Source organism: Rhizobium sp. 05L419, from assembly GCF_056397845.1.
This window is the reverse complement of sequence record NZ_JBFTOF010000030.1, coordinates 40060-61350: the sequence shown is the minus strand read 5'-3', so window position 1 is coordinate 61350 and position 21291 is coordinate 40060. Positions and strand designations below refer to the sequence as shown.

Below are 21291 nucleotides of genomic sequence, written 5' to 3'. Positions count from 1 at the left end.
GTGACTTCATCCGCTCGTTTGCCTCGGGCTTCATCTTTACGACAGCGCTGCCGCCGGCGCTCGCTGCCGGCGCGGTTGCCTCGATCCAGCACCTGAAGGTCAGCCCGTTCGAGCGTGCCCGTCACCAGGAACGGGTGCGCACGCTGCGCACGCTCCTCGACAAGCGCGGCATTCCGCACATGCCGAACCCGAGCCACATCGTTCCCGTGATGATCGGCGATGCGGCAAAATGCAAGTGGATCTCCGACCTGTTGCTCGACAATTGCGGCGTCTACGTCCAGCCGATCAATTATCCGACGGTGCCGAAGAAGACCGATCGCCTGCGCATCACGCCGACGCCACTGCACACCGATGCCGATATCGAGCATCTGGTCGAGGCGCTGCATTCGCTCTGGGCGCGCTGCGCACTGGCGAGGCAGGTCGCCTAGCTCGGCGTCACTGATCTATACCGTCGTCGCGGGCGATGTCGCGACCGATCGCCCGCAGTTGTTCCGAAATCTCTCTCATCAGATGATCCCGCTCGCAGCCAGCATCGAGCAGTGCTTCCACAAGAGAAACGACATGGGCTGAGCAGATGTCGGCGATTGTACCAATGGTCCGGCTTTTGGATGTTTGTAAGGATCCAAGCTGTCGGAGGCAGCAGCTCGACCCCACAAATAGGGTCGATGCACCTACAAAAGCAAATGGCGTCGGATCCCGTCGAAGCGATCGCCACCCCGTTGGTGCCTTGCGTCAGAATACCTCCGTAAGATCAAGTGCATTTCGCCGGCGTAATTGATCGCGATCAAAGACGCGATCCAAAGGCGGGCGGACAAGAGCATCATCCAAATTCCTAGGAGACCACGGCGTTGATGATAGCCCAGCACGACCGACAGCCCGAAAGCATGAATGACCAACCAGCCGACAACGGTAGTAGTCAATCCCGGGGGCCGACGAAAAAACAAACTCTGGCGCGCCTCGTGCGGCTGATGCCTTTCCTGCGCCGTCATGGTCGTCTTTCGATATGTGCGCTGTTGGCTCTCACATGCGCCGCGGTGATCTCCCTCGCGCTGCCGATGGCGGTGCGCCGCATGATCGACAATGGCTTCGGACAGGCCGATGGCGAGTTCATCAACCGCTACTTCCTGATGGTGATGGCCCTCGCCGTGGCATTGGCCGTAGCCAGCGCTTTACGCTATTATTTCGTAACCGCGCTCGGAGAGCGGTTGGTAGCCGATCTTCGGACTCAGGTTTTTAGTCACATCGTGCGCCTTCCTGCGAGGTTCTTCGACGCCAACCGCTCGGGAGAAATAGCCTCGCGTCTTACGGCCGACGCCACGCAGATCAAAACGGCTGTCAGCTTGTCCGCGTCGGTCGCGCTGAGAAATTCCATTCTCTGTGTGGGTGCGCTCGGAATGATGTTCGCTACCAGCCCCCGTCTTTCGGCAATCGCGATCGGTGTCATTCCGCTTATCATCGCACCGCTGATCTTCCTCGGGCGCGCCGTACGCAAGAAGTCGCGTGCCGCACAGGATGCGCTTGCCAGTGCCTCCGCCTATGCCAGCGAAATCATCGCCGCAAATCGCACTGTCCAGGCTTTCAATGGAGAGGACGCCGCCCGACAGAGATATGCACGGGACGTCGAGTTGTCCTATGACAGGGCCACCACGGCCGCAGGCGCGCGAGCTGGCCTGACCGGCATCGCGATAGCATTGATATTCGGCAGCGTTGTCGGGGTGCTCTGGCTTGGCGCCCAGAGCGTTCTCGTTGGCACGCTGTCTCCGGGAAATCTAAGCCAGTTCCTGATCTACTCTGTCATCGCAGCCGGATCGTTGGGATCACTTTCGGAGGTTTGGGGCGAGCTGGCACAGGCGGCGGGCTCGGCAGGTCGATTGTTCGAACTGTTGAACGAAGAAACCAACGAGCCGGAACCGGCCGGACACGTCCCTCTGCGTATTCCAGTTCGAGGTGGCATCGAGGTCTCCGACCTGCATTTCTCCTATCCGCTCGCCTTGGAGAGGGAAGTGCTTGATGGATTGTCCATGAACGTCGCACCGGGAGAAACCATCGCACTCGTCGGGCCTTCGGGGTCGGGGAAGAGCACCGTCTTCTCGCTCTTGCTTGGATTTTACGATCAGAAAGCAGGGAGTCTCTCGATTGATGGAAGGGATCTACGGTCGCTCTCGCCACATGATCTTCGAAAGCAAATATCGATAGTTCCACAGGATGTGACCATCTTCGCGACCTCGATCTTCGAAAATATCGCCTTCGGCCGGCCTGACGCGACGCGAGAGGAAGTCATTGCAGCCGCCATGAAGGCTCAGGCCCACGACTTCGTAGTGGGATTGCAGGACGGCTACGAGACAGTTGTCGGCGAACGCGGTCTCACCTTGTCGGGAGGTCAAAGGCAGCGGCTCGCCATCGCTCGAGCAATCCTTAAGGACGCGCCAATTCTCCTCCTGGACGAAGCCACCGCGTCGCTCGATGCTGAGAACGAGCAACTGGTTCAGCAAGGATTGGAGCAGCTTATGGACAATCGCTCCACGGTCGTCATTGCCCATCGCCTCGCGACCGTGCTCAAGGCGGACCGTATCCTTGTAATGGAGGGCGGCCGGATCGTAGAGCAGGGCACGCATGCCTCCCTCATGCGAAGCAGCGGGCTCTACAAGCGCCTGGCAGAACTGCAGTTCAAGATTCCTGGAGATTCCGAGCCCGAACAGGACGCTGCCTGATGACCAATCTTAATCGAAACCGCACTATGATCCGAGTAGGTACCCGAGCAAGCCCGCTTGCCTTGCGGCAGGCGAAGGAAGTGGTGGAACGGCTCGCCGCCATACACAACTTGCCACCGGACATGTTCGAGATCGTATCCTTTACGACCAAAGGCGATCAACTGCCTGACCGGCCGCTTCCCGAAGTGGGAGTGAAGGGGCTGTTCACGCAGGAACTCGAAGAGCGCCTCCTGTCTGGTGAACTGGATATGGCGGTCCATTCGGCAAAAGACGTCGCGACAACGCTTCCGAGCGGGCTTCACCTCAGTGCGTTCCTACCCAGAGAGGATGTCCGCGATGCATTCCTTTCGCGAAGCGGATTTAGCCTCGCTGAACTTCCCCCTGGTGCAATCATCGGAACATCCTCGATAAGACGCCAGGCATTGGTCGCAATGCATCGCCCGGATCTGGAGATCGTTCCTTTTCGCGGATCGGTCGGGACCCGGCTTCAAAAACTTGAAAGCGGCGTTGTCGACGGAACGCTTCTGGCGCTGGCGGGATTGAGACGCCTGAATAGGGCTGCCATCGTGACAGAAGTGTTCAACCCTCGCGACTTCCCACCCTCTCCGGCTCAAGGCGCCATCTGTATCGAAAGCGCTGTGGCAAACCATGCGATCAACGAGCTTGTATCCGCCATCGACGACGTGCCGACGGCCGACGCTGTGAAATGCGAACGCGCCTTCCTTCGCGCCCTAGACGGATCCTGCAGGACGCCGATTGGCGCACACGCCGTGTGCAGCGGCAGCGAGATCCTCCTCCGCGCCATGACAATTCAGCCGAACGGAACAAAGCGCGCCGATTTCCTAGTTCGAGGCAAGAGGACAGCCGCGGAAGCAGTCGGCGAAGAGGCGGGGCGCCTCGCGTATCGGGCGGCGGAGCTGGAACAAATCGCGCCCGAATAGCGCCACTTGACTGTCCAGTACTTGATCTTCATCAAGTCGTTAAGGTTCGGTTAACCCCCGAACGCCATAACTGGGGTAGAATCTTCAATAATCGAGGCTGCCCCGATGCCTGTCAGCACCCTTTCGGTCCTCTCGCCAGGCGCATTGGACGACTATATAGATTTGCGCTCGGTTCCCAAGCATCGCTACTTCGGCAAGAACGACCTGATCGAAAGGCTACGCCTGGCGGTACGCTTCGACTACATTTTCATTTCGGGTCTCGACGTCGACCACTACCGCTTTGGACAGGGATTCTCTATCGACACGGACTTGCCGCCAGCGTTTGTCGAAGCATACATGGGCGACAACCTTCCGGCCGTGGATCCGTTCATCCAGGCTAGTAAATCATCGACGACGGTGATGGTCGAAAGCGACGTTTATCGGGAGCATGAAGTGCCAGAGAGACTTCTCTACCTTCAGCGAACGTTTGGGGTCCACAACAGGACGATCGTTCCGATATTTCGCGACAGCACCATTTATGGTGCTGTCGGGTTCACCAGAGCGACGCCTTTCACGGACGACGAAATAGCATTCCTCAAGCTTGTTTCCGAAGCGATACATACGGCGGTCACCAAACCGCTCATGGAACGTTTCGCCGCCGATCACTTGCGACTTTCGAAGGGCGAGATGGCGTGCCTGTCTCAGGCCAGTCTGGGCCTTACCAGCGAAGGGATCGCAAGGGCCACCGGATACCAGGTCGAGACAGTCAACAGCTACATCAAGTCGGCGGTTAAGAAGCTAGGAGCAAGCAACCGAACCCAGGCGATAGCCGAGGCGATCCGCCGGCGGTTGATCGCTTGAACCACCCATAGGCGATCACGCCATAAGGAATGGGCGCTAGCCTTCGTCGAAGCCCCAGGCCGTGCAGGGCGGATGATGTCAGCCTTCATGCCGATGGGGCGGTAAGGTCCTTTGCCACAGAGCCGGTCTTCGGCTTCGATGCCGTCATGAAGGTTCATGGATATCTGGCCGATCTTTTCCGGGGGAGTGGTTCGAGCTCTTTCGCTCCGGTTTCGTCAACGGATTGCCCGGTTTCATCACGCTCGAAGCCGATCTTCGACGACCGCGCTCGAAATCGAGGGGGAAAGGTGGCGGAATCTATGTGGTGCGCGCGGTCCGCAGTGCGCAAAAATGCGGCACAATGGAGCAAGTGCGACAAGCCACCAGTTAAGTTGTTACCGCCAGTATTGCCCCGGTGTCGTACTGACGCACAAAATCTACCCGCGTGCCGTTCCAGTGATAGCAGTAGTGCCGCCCTTGGAGAGGAATGGTTATGGCGTTCGGCCAGAAGATGCCGATACAACGTTGACCAGGCATTCGAACGCTGTTCCACAAGAGGCCATCGCTTCCCGCTGCCCGAAGTCCATGTCCCTCAATTTGGGAAGCGGTGTAGTCGTGCGGATGCAGGACGTCAGGCACCGCGTTCACGTCGTCTAATGTCCGGTCAACGCTGCCCACCAAGACACGAAAGTCGGATGTCCACCCTGGAGGCTGGGGCGTTGAACTCATGAACATCTGATGGTGATATATTGTTTCGGCGACAGCGACTTCTTCACTGTCGCCTGCATAGTAGATACCATAGCTTCCGTCCGTGAAGCGTCCCGGCCGCCCTGTTGAGCAATGGACAAATGGGGCCATTACATAACTAGCGCCGGGTCCCGAAACGCGACGGCTCGCGGGCACCTTGCCGAGATCGCCTATCTCAAATCGAATGCGCGGATTGGTTTTTGCCTCGACGGCGACAAGGGCCTCCCAGTCGCGGGGGTCGGCGATGTCCTCGAACAAATCGATAGGCGGATAGATCGATCTAATAATGCGGTAGGTTTTAGGCCACTGTACATGGGAACGGACAGCAAGGCCACTTACCATGCGCTCCGCTCCGCATCGAGCCATTCACGCATCACGGCAAGATCAGAAAGCTCGCCCTGAAGCATCACATCAAGCGCCGACTTGCCGCCAAAGGCCGTATTTGGCGCCTTGATCCACTCATATCCCCTTGTTGCGTCCTTAAACAGATGTCGCACCCCCTTATGGATACCCATCAGGTGAGCCATCCGCATTTTCAGGTCTCGATCGATACGTCCCACGTTGCCTTCTTTCCACCGTGCCCAAGTGCGGGCTGACAAACCACCGAGCAAGGTGCAAGCCTGAGCGTCTGTGAGCTTCCAAGCGTTGAAGAGGTTCACCGTCGTGCGGGCGAGCGCCCCTGCTTCCACATCGGTGATTTCAGCCGACGCTCTGTTGAAGGGAGTCGAAGCAATAGGTTGAAGCTGCATGGCATCCTCTCTTTCTGGCGGAAAACTAGCATATTGTTGCCAATTGGCAAGGCCCATTTCCTTTCGAAAGACCGCATCGCATTGACAGCGGAGGGGCTTTCGAGAACGACGACTTCGTCGCGCTCCCATTGGATTAGCGGCGATGTTCGCCGACTTCTGGAGGAGCAGCTCGCGCTTCTCGCCGAGCCCAAGCTGCTCATTGTCGATGAGCTAGGCAATCTTCCGTTCGACCCCAACGCAGCCCATCTGTTCTTCCAGCTCGTGTCCCGGCGCTACGAGCGCGGTGCGATGCTGATCACCTCCAACCGCAGTGTCGGAGAATGGGGAACAATGTTCGGGGATCCCGTCGTGGCAACCGCCATACTTGATCGGTTGCTACACCACAGTCTCGTCATCACAATCCGTGGCGACAGCAACAGATTACGAGAAAAGCGGCGTAGTGAACTCCTGTGCGAGAACGTCAACCAAGCTTCCTTGCTTCAATCCCGGCAATCGCTTCGTCGGTAAGTCGGTCGAGTGCGGATGATTGAAGCGCCTACAACTATGGTTGCCTCAAGAACTCCATCTCCAACAGTCCCATCATCACATCGTCGTGCCAAGCATCATTGACGAAAGCAGCCTCGCGCTCCCGGCCTTCAACGACGAAGCCGCATTTTTGATATGCTTGAATCGCACGCGTGTTATAGGCGAGAACCCGTATCCCTATCCKATGGAGTTGCAAGCCTTCGAAGGCGTGCTTCAGGACTAAGTATATGGCTTCGCTTCCCAGTCCCTTGCCCAACAAACCAGGATCGTAGATGCCGACAGCCATCGACGCGCGGCGATCATGAGTATCAAAGTTATCCAGCCTTATTTCMCCCACCAACCGTCCGCCAACCTCTATGATCCAAGCGGTCGGACTTTCGATTATTTTTCGGATCCATCGAGTGGCCGCGTCCCTGGTGAGGGGTTTTATGTCGCTCCGACTAACTCCAAACATCTCGATGATTTCGGCATGGTTTCCGAGCAACAGTCGCGCGTCAACGTCTTCGGGAGATGCGGGTCGTAGCTTGACGTTGCTTCCCTGCAAGATGATCATACTGATGCTCCCCCTTCCGAACCACCTTCGCCATTGGCGGTCTAGGTAAATGCAGAAATATCGCAATGACCGCTCCTGAGTGATCCGGTCGAGTTCGCCTGTTAGCGCTAACGGCGCAACGCGGTCGTCCGTTCAAGCTATCGTTGGGCTAGAACAGGCGTCAAAGCGTCAAGGAGAGCATTCGGGGACACCGGAACACCGTCGGTCTCCCAAGCATTTTGAAACTCCGCGATCTCGATTCCTACGAAGTCATGCTCTGCCAATACCTCGCAACAGTCTCGTAGATCATCCAGCGATAGGCCGCCTTCGTGCCTGTAATCTGTCGGCACAATGCCGGGTTCCAAAACATCGCAGTCGAGATGCACGTAAACGGATCGACCATCTATTGCGTTCCGAAGCGCAGTTGCCAGACCGGCTCCCGCCTTGATAAGCGGAATGTTGTGCCTTGCGATGAGATCAAGCTCAAATGGATCGAGGTCGCGCTGCCCGACCAAAACGACCTGATCCAAATTCAAGCCTCGACCAAGACCTGAATTCCACAGGCCGACAGGCCCCGCCAATGCCAGTCCGCCGAGATATCCGGTCGCACTGGCCTGCGGTGGGTTTAGATCGCCATGGGAATCGAACCACACGATGCAGGCCGAGGGATGATGTTTCGCGACGGCCGGGAGTGTCGCCAGGGAGACGGCGCACCGACTGGTCGCGGCAATCGAGACCGCTCCCTTGGCAAATACATCGTTGAACCGAGATTGAATCTCCGTCAGCGATGGAAGAGCCGCATCAAGCTCTTCACGCCAGCCAGTATTCAATGCTGGCTGCGGGGTGCCGATCACCGTTGGCGATCTACCAGTCCGGTTTTGCAACTCCTCGCCAATGGCCTTCGCGCCGGGAATGGCCAGATCGTTATGATCGCCCGCCCGCCCTTGGAAAACTGTGTACTCCGCCCGCTTCTTCAAGACTGGAACCTCCAACCATATTCGCAATTCACGCAGATCGAGGAAGGCCGGTGTTGGCGCAAAGCCACCGAGGTGGGTCGTGACCGACAAAGCACGCTTTGTCTCATCCCATGCAATACACTGCCCAAGGTGATCTGGGAAGTTTTCACCCCACTGATAATTTCCAACAGAAAAGGCGGCGCACCTCGGTTGGCGACCCTCGAAAAGGCGCCGATCCAACCGAAAGAGAGGTTGCCCATCATAACGGCGAAACCTTGAGGCCAGTGCGGGCGAGCGTGCTGCGTTCCGTGCATCCCTCCTCAGGGCTATTTCACCGGCTGTGGTGCCGCCCGCCGCGGGCGGTCCTGCGCTGTCTTCGATACGCCATGCTCGTGGCTGGCGCGCAGAATGAGTTCCGCGCCCACGAGGATCTTGACCGGCGGCTGCGGCTCGGCGGCGGCGATCAGGTCGTCGAGCACGGTGACGGCGAGGTAGCCGATCTTACGCTTCGATACGTCGATGGTCGTCAGGCCCGGCTCCATGGTCGCGCTCTGCGGCAAATTGTCGAAGCCAATGATCGAGACGTCCTGCGGTATGGAGACGCCATGTTCCCGGAGTGCCCGGATGAATCCATAGGCGATGATATCGTTGGTGCAGAAATAGCATTCCGCAAGATCGAGCCCGGTCGAAAGCAGCGCGCGTGTGTCAAGATAGGCCCCATCGTAGGTCGATTCCACCGAAAGGACATCGGCCTCATTCACCGGCAGGCCGAGCCGGGCCATGTTTTTGAAGAAGGCCTCTCGGCGAAGCCGGAAGTTGGTCGTATCGACGTGGGAGGCGATGAAGCCAATGCGCTGGAACCCCTGTTTGTGGAAGCGAGACAGTACTTTGTAGACGGCGTCTTCATTATTCATGTCGACGAAGTTGGCTTCGAGCACATCGTAGAACGTGTCGATAAAGACCGTCGGCAACCCAAGGCTCTGGATTAGCTTTATGTCTGCTTCCGTCAGCTCCGTTCCGAGCGCGATGACGCCTGAAATCGGCGCGCCGGCAAGCGATTCCGCCACCGTGCTGATTGGCTGGCTCTCGAAGCTCACGACTTCCAGCGTGTAGTTGCGTCGCGTCGCCTCGGCGGACATGCCGTCGATATAGTCGGAGATGAAGACGCTATGGTCGCGGTTGACCGTGTGCCCGTGCTTGGCGATCTTCAGGAAGCGCAGCGTCTCGCTCGGTTCCGCGGTAGTGCGTGCCGCGCGAGGCACGTAGTTGAGGTTTGCCACAGCCTCCAGGACGCGTGCTCGCGTCACGCCGGAAATTTCTCCCTTGCCGTTCAGCACGAGTGAAACCGTCGCGGGCGATACACCCGCCGCCTCTGCAATATCCCTGATGGTCAGTTTTCCCGGTTTTTTCATGCGGAGACGGGCTGCCTTTGTGCTGCGGCTGCGAAGAAGTTTACTAAACGATTTAGTCCGTATTTGCGAGCCCTAAGACAATTGGACGCCTTTCGCAACCGATATGCGGCGCAAATAGGACTTGTCAGCGCAATTTTCCTTTGCTAGCGTTTTAGTGAAGATGGAGTTTGTTTAGTAAACAAATGGGAGGAATGTCATGCAAAAGACCGGCGGTCAGCTGGCGATGCTGGTTGTCATCAACGGAATATTGCTTGCTGCGGGTGCGCTGATTTCCGGCGGCTCGTTCCTTTCCGTGTTCAATCTCCAGTCCATGGCAAGCCAGGTGCCAGAAATCGGCCTTCTGGCCATCGGTGTCATGCTGGCCATGTGCGCCGGTAATGGCGGCATCGATCTGTCAGGCATCGCACTGGCCAATCTTTCGGGCGTACTGTCCGCCATCATCGTGTCGCTGTTCCTGTCGGCGACGGATAGCGGAACGGCTTTCAGTCTCGCCTTCATCTCGGTCGCTCTCCTCGTCGGTCTGGCTGGCGGCGTCATCAACGGCCTTCTCATCTCGCGGCTGAACATCACGCCCATTCTGTGCACGCTCGGCACGCAGATGGCCTTCATGGGGCTTGCGGTCGTGGCCTCTGGCGGCAAGGCCGTGATGGTCGGCAGCCCGGCGCTACTTTCCAGCATCGGCAACGATATGATTGCCGAGGCGCCGATCAGCTTCCTGGTCTTCGTGCTGGTCGCAGGCATGGTCGCCGCGCTGGTGAAGTTCACGCCCTACGGGCTTTGGCTGATGTTGATGGGCACAAACCCCAGGGCCGCGGTTTATGCCGGCTTTCCGAAGAACGGCGTGATCGTCGCCACCTATGCGATATCAGGCACGCTTTCGGGCCTCGCCGGCATCATCATCGCGGCGCGCAACGTCAATGTGAAGTTCGATTACGGCAGCACTTACCTGCTCATTGCCATCCTCATCGCCGTGATGGCCGGTGTGAAGCCTGAAGGCGGCTACGGGCGTGTTGTTTGCGTCGTGCTCAGCGCGATTGCCCTGCAGCTCATGTCGAGCCTGCTCAATTTCGGCGGCCTGTCCAACTTCGTGCGCGATTTCGCCTGGGGACTGTTGCTGCTCACGTTCCTGGCCGTCGGCCGCTACGACATCGTCGGCTTCCTGTCGCCAGGTCGCCGCTCGCAAAATTCTTCGGCGCCTGTCCCTCAAGCGTCGAAGTAAAGAGGGAGGGAAAATTCGTGGAGGAAAACATGAAGTCAATTTCGAAGAAGCTATTTGCCGGAACCACGGTTGCAGCCGTTGCGCTTGCAGGGTCGATCGGCACGCTGGTCGCCCAGGAAAAGCCGGTCATCGCTACCGTGGTCAAGATCAGCGGTATTCCGTGGTTCGACCGCATGAATACCGGCGTGGTCGCCTACCAGGAAGCCAATCCGGACGTCGTTGCGAGCCAGAGCGGCCCGGCAACCGCGGATTCGGCGCAGCAGTTGCAGATCGTCAACGACCTTGTCGCCAAGGGCGTCAACGCGCTCGCCGTCGTCCCGATGGATCCGGCCGTACTCGAAGGCACGTTCCAGCGCGCCATGGATCGCGGCATCGTGGTGGTCACCCATGAGGCAGACAACCAGATGAACACGAATGCCGACGTCGAGGCTTTCGACAATGCCGACTACGGTGCGGCACTGAATGAGCGCTTGGCCGAATGCATGGGCAATGCAGGCAAGTGGACCACCTTCGTCGGTTCGCTCGGCAGCCGCACGCACCTGCAGTGGGTCGGTGCGGGCGAGGAGAACGCCAAGAAATATGCCGGCATGGAACTCGTCGATCCGAATAATGAGTCCTTCGACGACGCCAACGGCACCTATGAAAAGGCCAAGGAAATCCTGCGCAAGCACCCGGATATCAAGGGTTTCCAGACGTCGGCCGGCAATGACGTCCTCGGCGTCGGCCGCGCCATCGACGAGGCGGGTCTGAGCGGCAAGGTATGCCTTGTCGGCACCGGTCTGCCGAACCCATCGGCTGACCTTCTGGAATCCGGCGCCATCACGGCGATCGGCTTCTGGGACCCGCAGAAGGCTGGCATGGCAATGAACGCGGTCGCCAAGCTGCTGCTGGAGAAGAAGGAAGTCAATGACGGCATCGACCTCGGCGTCGAAGGCTACAACAAGGTCTCGGTCAAGCAGGGCCCGGGCAAGGGTCTGCTGATCCTCGGCAACGGCATGGTCCTCGCCGACAAGGCGACCTACAAGGAACACCTGTTCTAATCCCGCGAACTGTCAGTCGGCCGGGAGTTCACTTCCGGCCGGAACCGCCCTGCGTGGCGACGCGCAAGGTCAGCATGAGGACAATTTCCGTGGCGGCACAAACACACATCGCGCAGCAATCGGCGGCGCTTCTCGAACTCAGGAACATCCAGAAATGGTTCGGCGGCGTCCATGCCCTGCGCGGCATCGACCTGACGCTCCAGCCGGGAGAAGCCTACCATCTTCTTGGTGAGAACGGCTGCGGCAAGAGCACCGTGATCAAGATCATGTCTGGCGCCCATGCACCGACCTCGGGCGAGATCGTGCTTGGTGGCGAAACCTTCTCATCGCTGACGCCGATCCAGTCGCTCGCTGCCGGCATCGAGACTGTCTATCAGGACTTGTCGCTGCTTCCCAATCTCACGGTCGCCGAAAACGTCGCACTTAACGAGCAACTGGTGAACGCCAATGGCCGCCTTGCGCGTCTTTTCGATCGCAAGCGGCTGAAGGAAACCGCGGAACGGGCGCTCGCCGCCGCGGGCCTGCCAACCGACCGGGCGTTCCTCAACAGCATCGTTTCCGATCTCCCGCTCGCCTCGCGCCAGCTCGTCGCCATTGCGCGAGCCATTGCGACCCGCGCAAAGCTCGTCATCATGGATGAGCCGACCACGTCGCTGACGCGCCGTGAGGTGGACAATCTCATACAAGTTGTGGAGCGTCTGCGCTCCGAAAACGTCGCCGTGCTCTTCGTCACGCACAAGCTGGACGAATGCTACCGCATCGGTGGCCATGCCGTCGTCTTCCGTGACGGTCAGTGCGTCGCACAGGGGCCTATCGAGAACTACAGCAAGAAGGAACTGGCCGAGTTGATGACCGGCCGCTCGATTGATGCCCAGCGCTACCGCACCGCCAAGCCGTCCGAGGCCCAGCTCCTCAAGGTCGAGCGCCTCGTTGCCGATGGCGTGCGGGAGATCAGCTTTTCCGTGAAGAACGGCGAAATCCTCGGCGTCACGGGCCTCGCCGATTCCGGCCGCAACGAACTCGCAATGGCTTTGACCGGTGTTGCTCGCGCGACCAGCGGCATCATTACGCTGGACGGCAAAGTCGTTTCCGTACGCTCGCCCGCCGAGGCAATCGAGCGGGGCATCGGCTATGTGCCGGAGGACCGGCTTGCCGAAGGTCTCTTCCTCGACAAGTCGATCTTCGAAAACGAGATCGCGCTCATCGTCTCGCGCCTCGCCAATGCCCTCGGCGTGGTTGATCGGGAGGAGGGGCGCAAAATTGCAGCCCGCCTTTCCGAAGAGATGCGGCTCAACACCAAGAATCTCGACCTCCCGGTCGGCGCGCTCTCGGGCGGTAACCAGCAGCGCGTGCTGATCGGCCGCTGGCTGAGCATCGCGCCGAAACTGCTGGTGCTGCATGGCCCCACCGTCGGTGTCGATGTCGGCTCCAAGGACACGATATACCGCGTCATCCAGGCGCTCGCTGAAGCGGGAATGGGCCTCGTCATCGTCAGCGACGACCTGCCCGAACTCCTTCAGAACGCCGACCGCATCCTGGTCATGAACAGCGGCCGGGTGGTCGCGGAAATGGACGCGGAGCAGGCAACCGAAGACCGTCTTTACAAGGCGATGCTGGCGACTACGACGGAGACTGTGCAATGAACGTTTCACGAACCGATGAACTTCATGGTGCCGCCGGCCCGTCGCGTTCCTTCAGCTTCGGTGAGTTCGTGCGCCGTCGCCCGGAGGCCATCACCTTCTTTCTTCTGGTGGCGATCTGCGTGAGCGTCGCCATCGCCAACCCGGCCTTCCTCCAGCCCTCGACGCTTGTCGACATCGGCCGTGCGAGCGTAGTCATGGGGCTCTTCGCGCTCGGCGTCTTCATCATCCTGGCGGCGGGCGGCATCGACGTGTCGTTCACGGCGATCGCGGCTCTCACCATGTATTCGATGACGCTGCTGGTGCAGAGCTATCTGCCGAGCCTACCCATCGTTGTCGTCATCCTGATGGCAACGCTCGGCGGTGCGGCCCTCGGCATCATTAACGGCCTGCTTGTTCATCACCTGAAAGTGCCGTCGCTGATCGTCACCATCGGCACGCAGTATCTCTTCCGCGGCTTCCTGCTCTCCTTCATCGGCACAGTCTGGATCATGTCGCTGCCGCCGCAGATGGGCGCTTTCGGCCGCATGCCGCTCGTCCAGTTCGAATCCGCCAACGGCGCGCTCATCACGCTGCCATTCTACTTCCTGGTGCTGCCCATCGCGGCGTTCGTGACCTGGTGGATACTCAACCGCACTTTGATGGGCCGCGCCATCTTCGCCGTCGGCGGCAACGCTGACATTGCAAGCCGCCTCGGCTACAGCCTGCGCACCGTGCATATCTTCTTGTTCGGCTATGCGGGCGCGCTCGCGGGCCTTGCCGGCATCATCCATGTCTGCGCCAGCAGGCAGGCAAATCCCTTCGATCTTGTAGGCACCGAGATCAACGTCATCGCTGCCGTCGTTCTCGGCGGCGCGCGCATCACTGGCGGCACGGGCACGGTCCTCGGGACCCTTCTCGGCGTGCTCCTGATCGTCGTGCTCAACAGCGTGCTCGTATTGGTCGGCATTCCCAGCACCTGGCAGCGGCTCGTCGTTGGCAGCTTCATCCTGCTGGCCGCCGCCTTCTTCGTCACGCGCCAGCGCAAGAAATAACCCCCATTCCCGGAGAAAACCCATGAAGAAGTTCCTGAACGACCCCGTCAATTTCGTCGACGAGATGCTCGAAGGCATCTACAAGGCGCATCCCGCCGTTACCTACGTGGCCGACGACCTGCGCTGCCTCGTCACGGCCAAGACCAAGCCCGGTAAGGTCGGCATCGCCACCGGCGGCGGCTCGGGACATCTCCCGACCTTCCTCGGCTTCGTCGGTGACGGTATGCTTGACGGTGCGGCCGTCGGCGGCGTCTTCCAGTCGCCCAGCGCCGAGCAAATATACCAGGTGTCCAAACACATCGATCAGGGCGCCGGCGTCCTCTACATCTACGGCAACTATACCGGCGACATCATCAACTTCGACATGGCGGCGGAACTTGCCGATCTCGACGGCATCGCCGTCAAGCAGGTCGTCGGCAACGATGATGTTGCCTCCTCCATCGTCGGTGAGGAACACAAGCGCCGTGGTGTTGCCGGCATCTTTTTCATCTACAAGGCCGCTGGCGCGGCTGCCGCGGAAGGCCTTTCGCTCGACGAGGTTGCGCGCCTGGCCGACAAGGCACGCCTGCGCACCCGCACCATGGGGGTCGCACTTTCGAGCTGCGTTGTTCCGGAGATCGGTCACGCCACCTTCTCCATCGGCGAAGAGGAGATGGAAATCGGCATGGGTATCCATGGTGAGCCCGGCATCAGCCGCAAGAAACTGGCGCCGGCTAATGCCGTCGTCGATGAGATGATGGAGCGTATCTTCGCTGAAACCGACTACAAGCAGGGCGATAGCGCGGCCGTGCTGGTGAACGGCCTTGGCGGCACGCCGCTGGAAGAACTCTACGTCCTCTACCGCCGTGTCTCGCAGCTTTTCGAAGCACGCGGCGTCACCGCGAAATATGTCTGGGTTGGCGAGTTTGCAACTTCGATGGAAATGGCCGGCGCCTCGATCTCGATCCTGCATCTCGACGAGGAGCTGGATCGCCTCGTCGCCGCCCCGGCAAACACGCCATTCTTCAAGCACATCGCAGGGTGATACCATGACGCTTCAAACATTGAACGCCGCCAATCTCATCGACCTGTTCCAGAGCTGGAAACAGCTCTTTTCTGAACAGCGCGAGTTCCTCATCGCACTCGATGGCAAGGTAGGCGACAGCGATCTTGGCATTACGATGAGCAAGTCTTTCGCCGCTGCTGCCGAAGCGCTCGAAGCGGAAGGTGAGGTGGCGGGCATCACCAGGCTCCTGCGCACAGCCGGGGCGACCATGGCGCGCACTGCACCCTCCACCATGGGCACGCTGACGGCAACCGGATTCCTGCGCGCCAGCAAGGCCGTGGAAGGCAAGCAAGCGCTGGATACCGCTGACATGGCGGCATTCTGGCGGGCCTACCGCGATGGCATCGCCGAGCGTGGCAAGGCCAAGGTCGGCGACAAGACTCTGCTGGACGTACTCGATCCGATCGCGACGACGCTGGAGGCGCAAGCCTCTGCCGGCGCGTCGCTTTCGGAGGCGCTGAACGTGACTGCGGATGCGGCCGAACAGGCGCTGGAAGCCACCAAGTCCATGCTCGCGCAGCATGGCAAGGCGGCTGCGTTCCAGGAAAAGACCGTTGGCCTTCAGGATGCCGGCGCGACCGTAGGCGCTTTTCTGATCCGCCGTATGGCGGACTTCGTCACGGGACGGTAGAACAAATCAGCATGCCCCCTTCATCGGGCGGTGTTGGAACAACGCAAACTGTTTTAAAACAGGCGTCACTTCGTCCCCTCACCGGCAAGGTGCCCGTATTTCGGTCGTGTCGCAAAGCCATCTGTGGCGCGTCCCTAGCCAAGGCACGCCCTGATTTTCATGCTCCGTTAACCTTTTGAAGTCCGAAGGCATGTCGCGCCGAACTTTGATGCGAGTTTCAACACCGACTTTGAGTGGCGCCTGAGTCCCCGAGCGCAACTTCATTGCCAAAGGTCGCCAGTCTCCCAGATCGAGCCGCTTCTTCCCAGCAAGCCACGAGGCGTGCCCCCGCGTCGACGATCGCCGCATGCTGAACGGCCAAGTGGCGCGACCTACCGGAGCGCTGGGCCTGCGCACCACCTGCTACAATCACTACGCGATGGTGAAGGGTGCGCGTGTGGGACCAGCTGATGGATGTCATCACCGCTGATACTGGCGACATCCAGATGATCGACAGCACCTCCGTTCGCGCTTAACAGCGTGCCGAACGGCAACGAAGGGCAGATCGCCAACTGAGACGAGGAGCGGCAGCCAGAGCCGAAAGGAGTTCCGGTTCGCTCTTCAGATCGGGGCTAGTTGACGTCCCGCAAGGGTGCGTTGATTCAGCCGATGCCGACCAACGGCGCACCTCTTTTTGACTAGAACTTTACGGCGAGCCCCGCCGTAACCGTGTGCTGGTCATCGCCGCCCTTGAAGGTACCGGTATAGCTCACCGCCACGCTGGAGGCTTGGGTAACCTGAAAAGCGCCGCCCAATTGGACGCGGCCGAATATGCCTGTGTCCGTGTCGATGGTGCTCACATAGTTCGTTGGCGAGGTGGTGTAGCGCGTGAGGATGCTGTCACCACCGAGCAGTTGCCCACCCAGTCCAGCCGTCACGAACGCGGTTGCCTTGACGCCCTCGCGGATGTCCCAACCCTTGGAAAGGCCAACGCCGCCAAAAAGCTCCAGCGTGTTCACGTCATACGAAGGCACCTCCAGATTGGCAGTGCCCGCGCCCGTTTCGGTATAGCCGTCAACTGACGTGTGAAGATAGGACAGATGCGTGAACGGCGTTACCGTTGCGAAGGATGTCTCGATCGGCTGCGATGCAGCAAGTCGAGCGCCCATCGATACACCGTCGATATCGGCATCAGCAGTCCCAGCACCTGCCGTTCGCTGATAGTCCCAATTCTCCTTGGCAACCGACAGCCGCGCATCGATCACGGTACCAGTCGGTGCCGTCCATCTCGCATAGGGGTTGAAGATGAACTGGTCGCTGCCGAGGTCAGGATAAATGTTGTCCATCGAACCGGAGCTGTGGGCATATCCACCGGCGACACCTACCACGGTGCTGGCCGAGGGAGAAAACTCGACACCAGCTCCAAGAGCATAGCCATTGAAGTCGATGGTACCTGTGGTGTCTTCGTTCGATCCATTCGTGTAACCGCCAAGGAAATAAAAGCGTGCTTCGTCATCCCCTTTAGAGATTTTGCCGCCCGCGTTGCTGATCATGTTGACCAACTGCGCGACGGCAGGTGAGGCGGCCCTGCCATCCGACGCGTATCCGAGTGCCGAGATACCGGTCGCAGGAGGAGTGATCCCGGCCTGGGCGAACATCGAGTTCCCATCAAGCAGATCGTTGAACATCCCCAGCATGCTGCCGGAAACACTGGCAACGGCGCCGGGTGACGGGAGCGAGCCGTCCACAACGATGTTGTCCCAGTTGATGATTGTTTCGATCTGCGCTGCTGTCAGTCCGGCAAAGATCGGGCTGTTGACATAGAACTTGGCCTTCAGAATGGCCTCTGCAACATCCGCTGCGTAGATGGAGCCATCTGAATCGTTGTCACGGTTCGCGCTGCCGAAAAGCACGTTGACGTTCATGATCGAGACGGTCTGGCCCGCTGCCACGGTGATGGGAAATACGAAATAGAGGTCATCGTCTCCGTTCGTGACTATCGTTTTCACCTGCGAGACGGCGTAGGCGTTGTTGCCATAGAGGTGAGCGATGACCGGATCGGTAGATTGGTTCCCCGGCGCACTTTGGCCGGTGACGTAATACCCGTCTCCCTGGCCGTGGATATGCGTATCGCTATCTGAGCCCAAGTTTCCGCCGAAGGCGATATTGGCGGTGATGGCCGTACCCGTGGTGTTGGTAAAGCTGTCGAACCAACGGACCGAGTTTGCAGCGAGCCCTGGTGCGGACTCGTACGACTCCGTCTGACGCGTGCCCGTCAGTCCATTGAAGTCGGTAGCATAGCCATGGTCGTTCCCCACGTCATTGCCCGTGCTTGGCATCGCCGACAGTCCATAGAGATAGCCGTAGCCATCATAAGCGTCGTTAACCGTGTTGCCGTTGTTTGCGTCTTGCGCTTCATTGACGGTCCCTCCATTCCCGGTGTGAAGCTTTGCATCCTCAGCCGCCCCCAGGAACGAATTATAATTGCAGTTATTGTTCACATCACAGATCTGGAAGGTGATCGGAAGTTGGCCGGCGAAGACCGGGCTCGAGAGCGATGTTGCAGCGAGCAGTGCAAGCGTTGCATGCATGCGTAGGAAGTTCGATCTCATATTGTCCCCATTTGCCGGCCAAACCGTATAGGCGGCATAGTTCAGGGAACGGCTATCATCCTAGTACCATTTTTGGTGTTGTTTCAGTAGGCTAGAATTGGTCGTGCGTATGTGACATCTACACACGATGTTATCAGTTCGACGCAACTTGGAGTCATGCGGCTGAATTTTTGCAAATAAATACAACTACTCGTCAGCTCACCTTTGGGCTGGGTGCACATTCTGCTTACTGGCGAATATCTTTGGCCCACAAGGGCTAACGCTTAGGGTGTCATTCCGCCCCCAGCCGGAGCCGACCCCAGTCAGGCGCACGCGGCGCCGCTCTGGGATCAATTGCTTTCGAAATCATCGAGCTGTTCGCCAATTTGGCGGATTTTCGTACCGGCGGACTTGAGCCGTCACTTGATACACTCAAGCGGATGCAGAAGCGGTCACGAGACGCGATCAGTCGCGCCCTGAAGACGCTGCGCGCGCATGGCTTCCTCGACTGGCTGCGCCGCTGCGTTCCGACCTCAGCGAGAGAGTATCAGTTGGAAAGCGCCAACCTCCCGGAGGTGGCTGAGGTGAGATGCTCCGCGATGGCCCGCCGAATCTCCGTCACCGTATCGAACAGACGATTGTCGAGATCGATCACATGAAAGCGGACGGCTATAAACTTTAGACGGTTGTCGACGGGAACCGCGATACCGACTTCCTGACCATTAAATATGACAGCTTGCTTGTGCATAACAAACCTCCGCCCACGCAGTACCGCGCGCATCATTAGCAACATTGAATGAAAGATTTGCGACGCCCTCAGGGGCTCGTAAGTCGATATCGGATCCATCCGACGCGATACGCTCGCCTCGACACCTTAGAGAAACGCAGTCCAATAATTCTAGCCATCGCCCCCCCTTGGTCGCGACATGCAAATGCCGGCTGTACATATGCGGGGCGTGAGATGCCCCGTCTCCTCAGACAAAACGTAGTCCAGAAAATCAACGCAAGCAACTGATTTTGCCTTGATTTTAGAACTTTAAATTATATGACAATTGCCGCACTTGCGAAGAGAAACCTGACGTACGTTCATCTGCTGTTGACGCGGAAGGGATCTTGCGCGGTTAGCAATGTGTTCGCTGTGCGAGGCGAACTGTAGTGAATTGCCACAGAGATGAAGAGTTCCCTCCCTTGTTGCTGGTCATTGGTGGGCGAGAAAAATACAGGCACATAGGGTCCCTGCGTGATGTCGCAGAAATGCCAATCATCCCGTGGCCCTCGGACGACGGCGAAGAATATATGGCTGCTATAACAGCCTGCCTCGAAGTAATCCGCGGGAGAATTGCAGCCAAAGACGCTCGTATCGCGCTCATCCGAGCTGCGGAGGCGGGTATTCCCGTCATCACCGTCGTTTACGAGACTCTATTCGAAGAGAACAGGCTGCGGCCCAGCCGGTTAACTTTAAGACCGTATATCCGTCTTCGTAGCTGAGGTGTTGTTCAAACGCAGCAAAAACCGGGCTAAGTCGGCAGGCAGTTTGAAGTGGTGCTGGGATAGCGGCTCGGGGGGCCGTAAAGTCCCTGATCTTGTAGATCAGGTTATGCGTAATGCCTCGGGAGGTTGCCTGAAGCAATCCCCAGTTGCATGGCCAACCACGAAGATGTGATTATCGGCATTATACCCTCAATATCAACACTCGAGAATGTTCTCTTTATGTTCTGATCCTGCTATCGTGTGGGCCAGGCAAACGGGGGCACGAGTATGAATTTGGCGCTACGTCGAGATCAAAAGCGTTTAGCAATGAGCAAATTGGAGGCGTTGGCTGACGATCATCCGCTGCGGGAGAATTACCATCAGTGGATCCGAGAACTCGATGTGCGCATTTATGCTGGGGACGAAGGTTCTTCCAGAGAGACGTTGGGGAAACCCATTTCCAACAATAATGCATTTCCGCCGAGCCAGATGGTTCTGACTTCGGCAAAAGGCGTTCTTGCTGATGGCGATGTACGTGCAGTTGTCGATAAATCTGTTCAAGGGGTAGGGGGGTCCAAGCAGAAATCTCGCGTGATCGGCAATACCGTGTCCGCGCTGACCGTTCAACGTCCGGCCGCTCCGACCAAAGGTCGACTACGCCATGCATCGCGCACTAATCCATTCAAATCAGACGGCCGACGGCTCGAAGAGACATACAGGGAAGGGCTGCTATCCGAAAACCAGTTGCTTCGCAGTATGCTTGAGCGATTTAAGTCCTGAGGGTTCTCCGCAGGTATTTGGTACGGGATCGTCAACTCGCCAATGAATGCCGAGATTCGAGACCTGGATCGACCGCAACTCGTCCCAATTCTATCAAAAGGCGACATCGTCATTACCGACAATGTCCGTTTCCCCAAAAGCGACAAGGCTGAATATCTCGTCAGACAAAAAGGCGCCTGGCTGCTTTTCCTACCTGCGCACTCTCAGAGCGCAGCGCTCTTTCAAGGTGCAGAAGACCGGAATGCGTTGAATTCTTCAACTTCGCTGCCCGGAAGTTTTAGCGAGACAGCAGGCGGCCTCACACGAAGGTTCTGCTTAGGTTCTATAGGAGCGCGCGCAAATACAGTGGCGGGGAAGGCTAGCAAAATTGCCAGAACCGCGGCGCCGATTTTCATGCGTCCCTCCTAAATCGTCTTCAACTATGGATTTCAGGTTGCAATGCGGACTGGGTAGATAACCTTCATCTGCTA

At 58.6% G+C, this 21291-nt stretch carries 20 protein-coding genes and 2 pseudogenes; 15 read left to right on the top strand and 7 right to left on the bottom strand.

Translation table 11 applies throughout. The annotated features are described in order from the left end of the window. From AC1DMK_RS26805 to AC1DMK_RS26790, 4 genes are all read left to right on the top strand, one after another. Nucleotides 1-428 (top strand): aminotransferase class I/II-fold pyridoxal phosphate-dependent enzyme (locus AC1DMK_RS26805; RefSeq protein WP_477863413.1); only part of this gene is annotated, 428 nt, incomplete at its 5' end. Nucleotides 429-884: 456 nt separating this feature from the next. Then, complete coding sequence (locus tag AC1DMK_RS26800) at nt 885-2711, top strand: ABC transporter transmembrane domain-containing protein (protein WP_477863411.1); 1827 nt, start codon at nt 885-887, stop codon at nt 2709-2711. Beyond that, nucleotides 2711-3652 carry a hydroxymethylbilane synthase gene (hemC, locus tag AC1DMK_RS26795; RefSeq protein ID WP_477863409.1) on the top strand — a complete coding sequence of 314 codons (942 nt, stop codon included), beginning with the start codon at nt 2711-2713 and terminating at the stop codon, nt 3650-3652. The genes AC1DMK_RS26800 and hemC overlap by 1 nt, the downstream gene beginning before the upstream one ends. 105 nt (nt 3653-3757) lie before the next feature. Beyond that, nucleotides 3758-4492 (top strand): helix-turn-helix transcriptional regulator, encoded by a 735-nt coding sequence (locus AC1DMK_RS26790; protein ID WP_477863407.1) that lies wholly within the window; start codon nt 3758-3760, stop codon nt 4490-4492. A 366-nt stretch (nt 4493-4858) separates the two neighbouring features. Here the strand turns inward: AC1DMK_RS26790 and AC1DMK_RS26785 are convergent, their stop codons facing one another. Beyond that, nucleotides 4859-5560 (bottom strand): RES family NAD+ phosphorylase, encoded by a 702-nt coding sequence (locus AC1DMK_RS26785; protein WP_477863405.1) that lies wholly within the window; start codon nt 5558-5560, stop codon nt 4859-4861. After that, on the bottom strand, nt 5554-5967 hold the full coding sequence (locus tag AC1DMK_RS26780) for an MbcA/ParS/Xre antitoxin family protein (protein ID WP_477863403.1): 414 nt from the start codon (nt 5965-5967) through the stop codon (nt 5554-5556). The genes AC1DMK_RS26785 and AC1DMK_RS26780 overlap by 7 nt, the downstream gene beginning before the upstream one ends. A 156-nt stretch (nt 5968-6123) precedes the next feature. Between AC1DMK_RS26780 and AC1DMK_RS26775 the strand changes: the two are divergent. Beyond that, nucleotides 6124-6474, top strand: a pseudogene (locus AC1DMK_RS26775) (ATP-binding protein); the annotation flags it as partial. A gap of 34 nt (nt 6475-6508) precedes the next feature. Here the strand turns inward: AC1DMK_RS26775 and AC1DMK_RS26770 are convergent. The 3 genes from AC1DMK_RS26770 to AC1DMK_RS26760 all read right to left on the bottom strand — a co-directional run bounded on the left by AC1DMK_RS26770 (nt 6509) and on the right by AC1DMK_RS26760 (nt 9392). Next, entirely contained in the window at nt 6509-7045 is a 537-nt protein-coding gene (locus AC1DMK_RS26770; RefSeq protein ID WP_477863401.1) for a GNAT family N-acetyltransferase, read from the bottom strand. Nucleotides 7046-7182: 137 nt separating this feature from the next. After that, nucleotides 7183-8091: an arginase family protein gene (locus AC1DMK_RS26765; RefSeq protein ID WP_477863399.1), complete on the bottom strand. Its 909-nt coding sequence runs from the start codon at nt 8089-8091 to the stop codon at nt 7183-7185. A 215-nt stretch (nt 8092-8306) separates the two neighbouring features. Beyond that, entirely contained in the window at nt 8307-9392 is a 1086-nt protein-coding gene (locus AC1DMK_RS26760; protein WP_477863397.1) for a LacI family DNA-binding transcriptional regulator, read from the bottom strand. A 196-nt stretch (nt 9393-9588) separates the two neighbouring features. Here AC1DMK_RS26760 and AC1DMK_RS26755 point away from each other — a divergent pair, with 196 nt between their 5' ends. The 7 genes and pseudogenes from AC1DMK_RS26755 to AC1DMK_RS26725 all read left to right on the top strand — a co-directional run. Next, nucleotides 9589-10611: an ABC transporter permease gene (locus AC1DMK_RS26755; protein ID WP_477863395.1), complete on the top strand. Its 1023-nt coding sequence runs from the start codon at nt 9589-9591 to the stop codon at nt 10609-10611. Nucleotides 10612-10640: 29 nt separating this feature from the next. After that, nucleotides 10641-11651 carry a substrate-binding domain-containing protein gene (locus tag AC1DMK_RS26750; protein WP_477863393.1) on the top strand — a complete coding sequence of 337 codons (1011 nt, stop codon included), beginning with the start codon at nt 10641-10643 and terminating at the stop codon, nt 11649-11651. Between the two features lie 74 nt (nt 11652-11725). Next, entirely contained in the window at nt 11726-13294 is a 1569-nt protein-coding gene (locus AC1DMK_RS26745; RefSeq protein ID WP_477863391.1) for a sugar ABC transporter ATP-binding protein, read from the top strand. Next, nucleotides 13291-14325, top strand: a complete 1035-nt coding sequence (locus tag AC1DMK_RS26740; protein WP_477863389.1) for an ABC transporter permease — start codon at nt 13291-13293, stop codon at nt 14323-14325. Before AC1DMK_RS26745 ends, AC1DMK_RS26740 begins: the two co-directional genes overlap by 4 nt. Before the next feature lie 22 nt (nt 14326-14347). Further along, on the top strand, nt 14348-15349 hold the full coding sequence (locus AC1DMK_RS26735; protein ID WP_477863387.1) for a dihydroxyacetone kinase subunit DhaK: 1002 nt from the start codon (nt 14348-14350) through the stop codon (nt 15347-15349). Between the two features lie 4 nt (nt 15350-15353). Further along, nucleotides 15354-16001 (top strand): dihydroxyacetone kinase family protein, encoded by a 648-nt coding sequence (locus AC1DMK_RS26730; protein ID WP_477863386.1) that lies wholly within the window; start codon nt 15354-15356, stop codon nt 15999-16001. A 240-nt stretch (nt 16002-16241) separates the two neighbouring features. Further along, a pseudogene (locus AC1DMK_RS26725) lies at nt 16242-16513 on the top strand (transposase); the annotation flags it as partial. A gap of 165 nt (nt 16514-16678) precedes the next feature. On the opposite strand, the gene AC1DMK_RS26720 reads toward AC1DMK_RS26725, so the two are convergent. After that, nucleotides 16679-18592 carry an autotransporter domain-containing protein gene (locus tag AC1DMK_RS26720; protein ID WP_477863384.1) on the bottom strand — a complete coding sequence of 638 codons (1914 nt, stop codon included), beginning with the start codon at nt 18590-18592 and terminating at the stop codon, nt 16679-16681. A 526-nt stretch (nt 18593-19118) separates the two neighbouring features. Then, complete coding sequence (locus tag AC1DMK_RS26715; protein ID WP_477863382.1) at nt 19119-19319, bottom strand: hypothetical protein; 201 nt, start codon at nt 19317-19319, stop codon at nt 19119-19121. Between the two features lie 407 nt (nt 19320-19726). Between AC1DMK_RS26715 and AC1DMK_RS26710 the strand changes: the two genes are divergently transcribed. The 3 genes from AC1DMK_RS26710 (at nt 19727) to AC1DMK_RS26700 (ending at nt 21229) form a co-directional block, all read left to right on the top strand. Continuing rightward, nucleotides 19727-20059, top strand: a complete 333-nt coding sequence (locus tag AC1DMK_RS26710; RefSeq protein ID WP_477863380.1) for a DUF982 domain-containing protein — start codon at nt 19727-19729, stop codon at nt 20057-20059. Between the two features lie 270 nt (nt 20060-20329). Next, nucleotides 20330-20821, top strand: a complete 492-nt coding sequence (locus AC1DMK_RS26705; protein WP_477863378.1) for a hypothetical protein — start codon at nt 20330-20332, stop codon at nt 20819-20821. A gap of 42 nt (nt 20822-20863) precedes the next feature. Beyond that, on the top strand, nt 20864-21229 hold the full coding sequence (locus AC1DMK_RS26700; protein WP_477863377.1) for a hypothetical protein: 366 nt from the start codon (nt 20864-20866) through the stop codon (nt 21227-21229). Nucleotides 21230-21291: the final 62 nt, after the last annotated feature.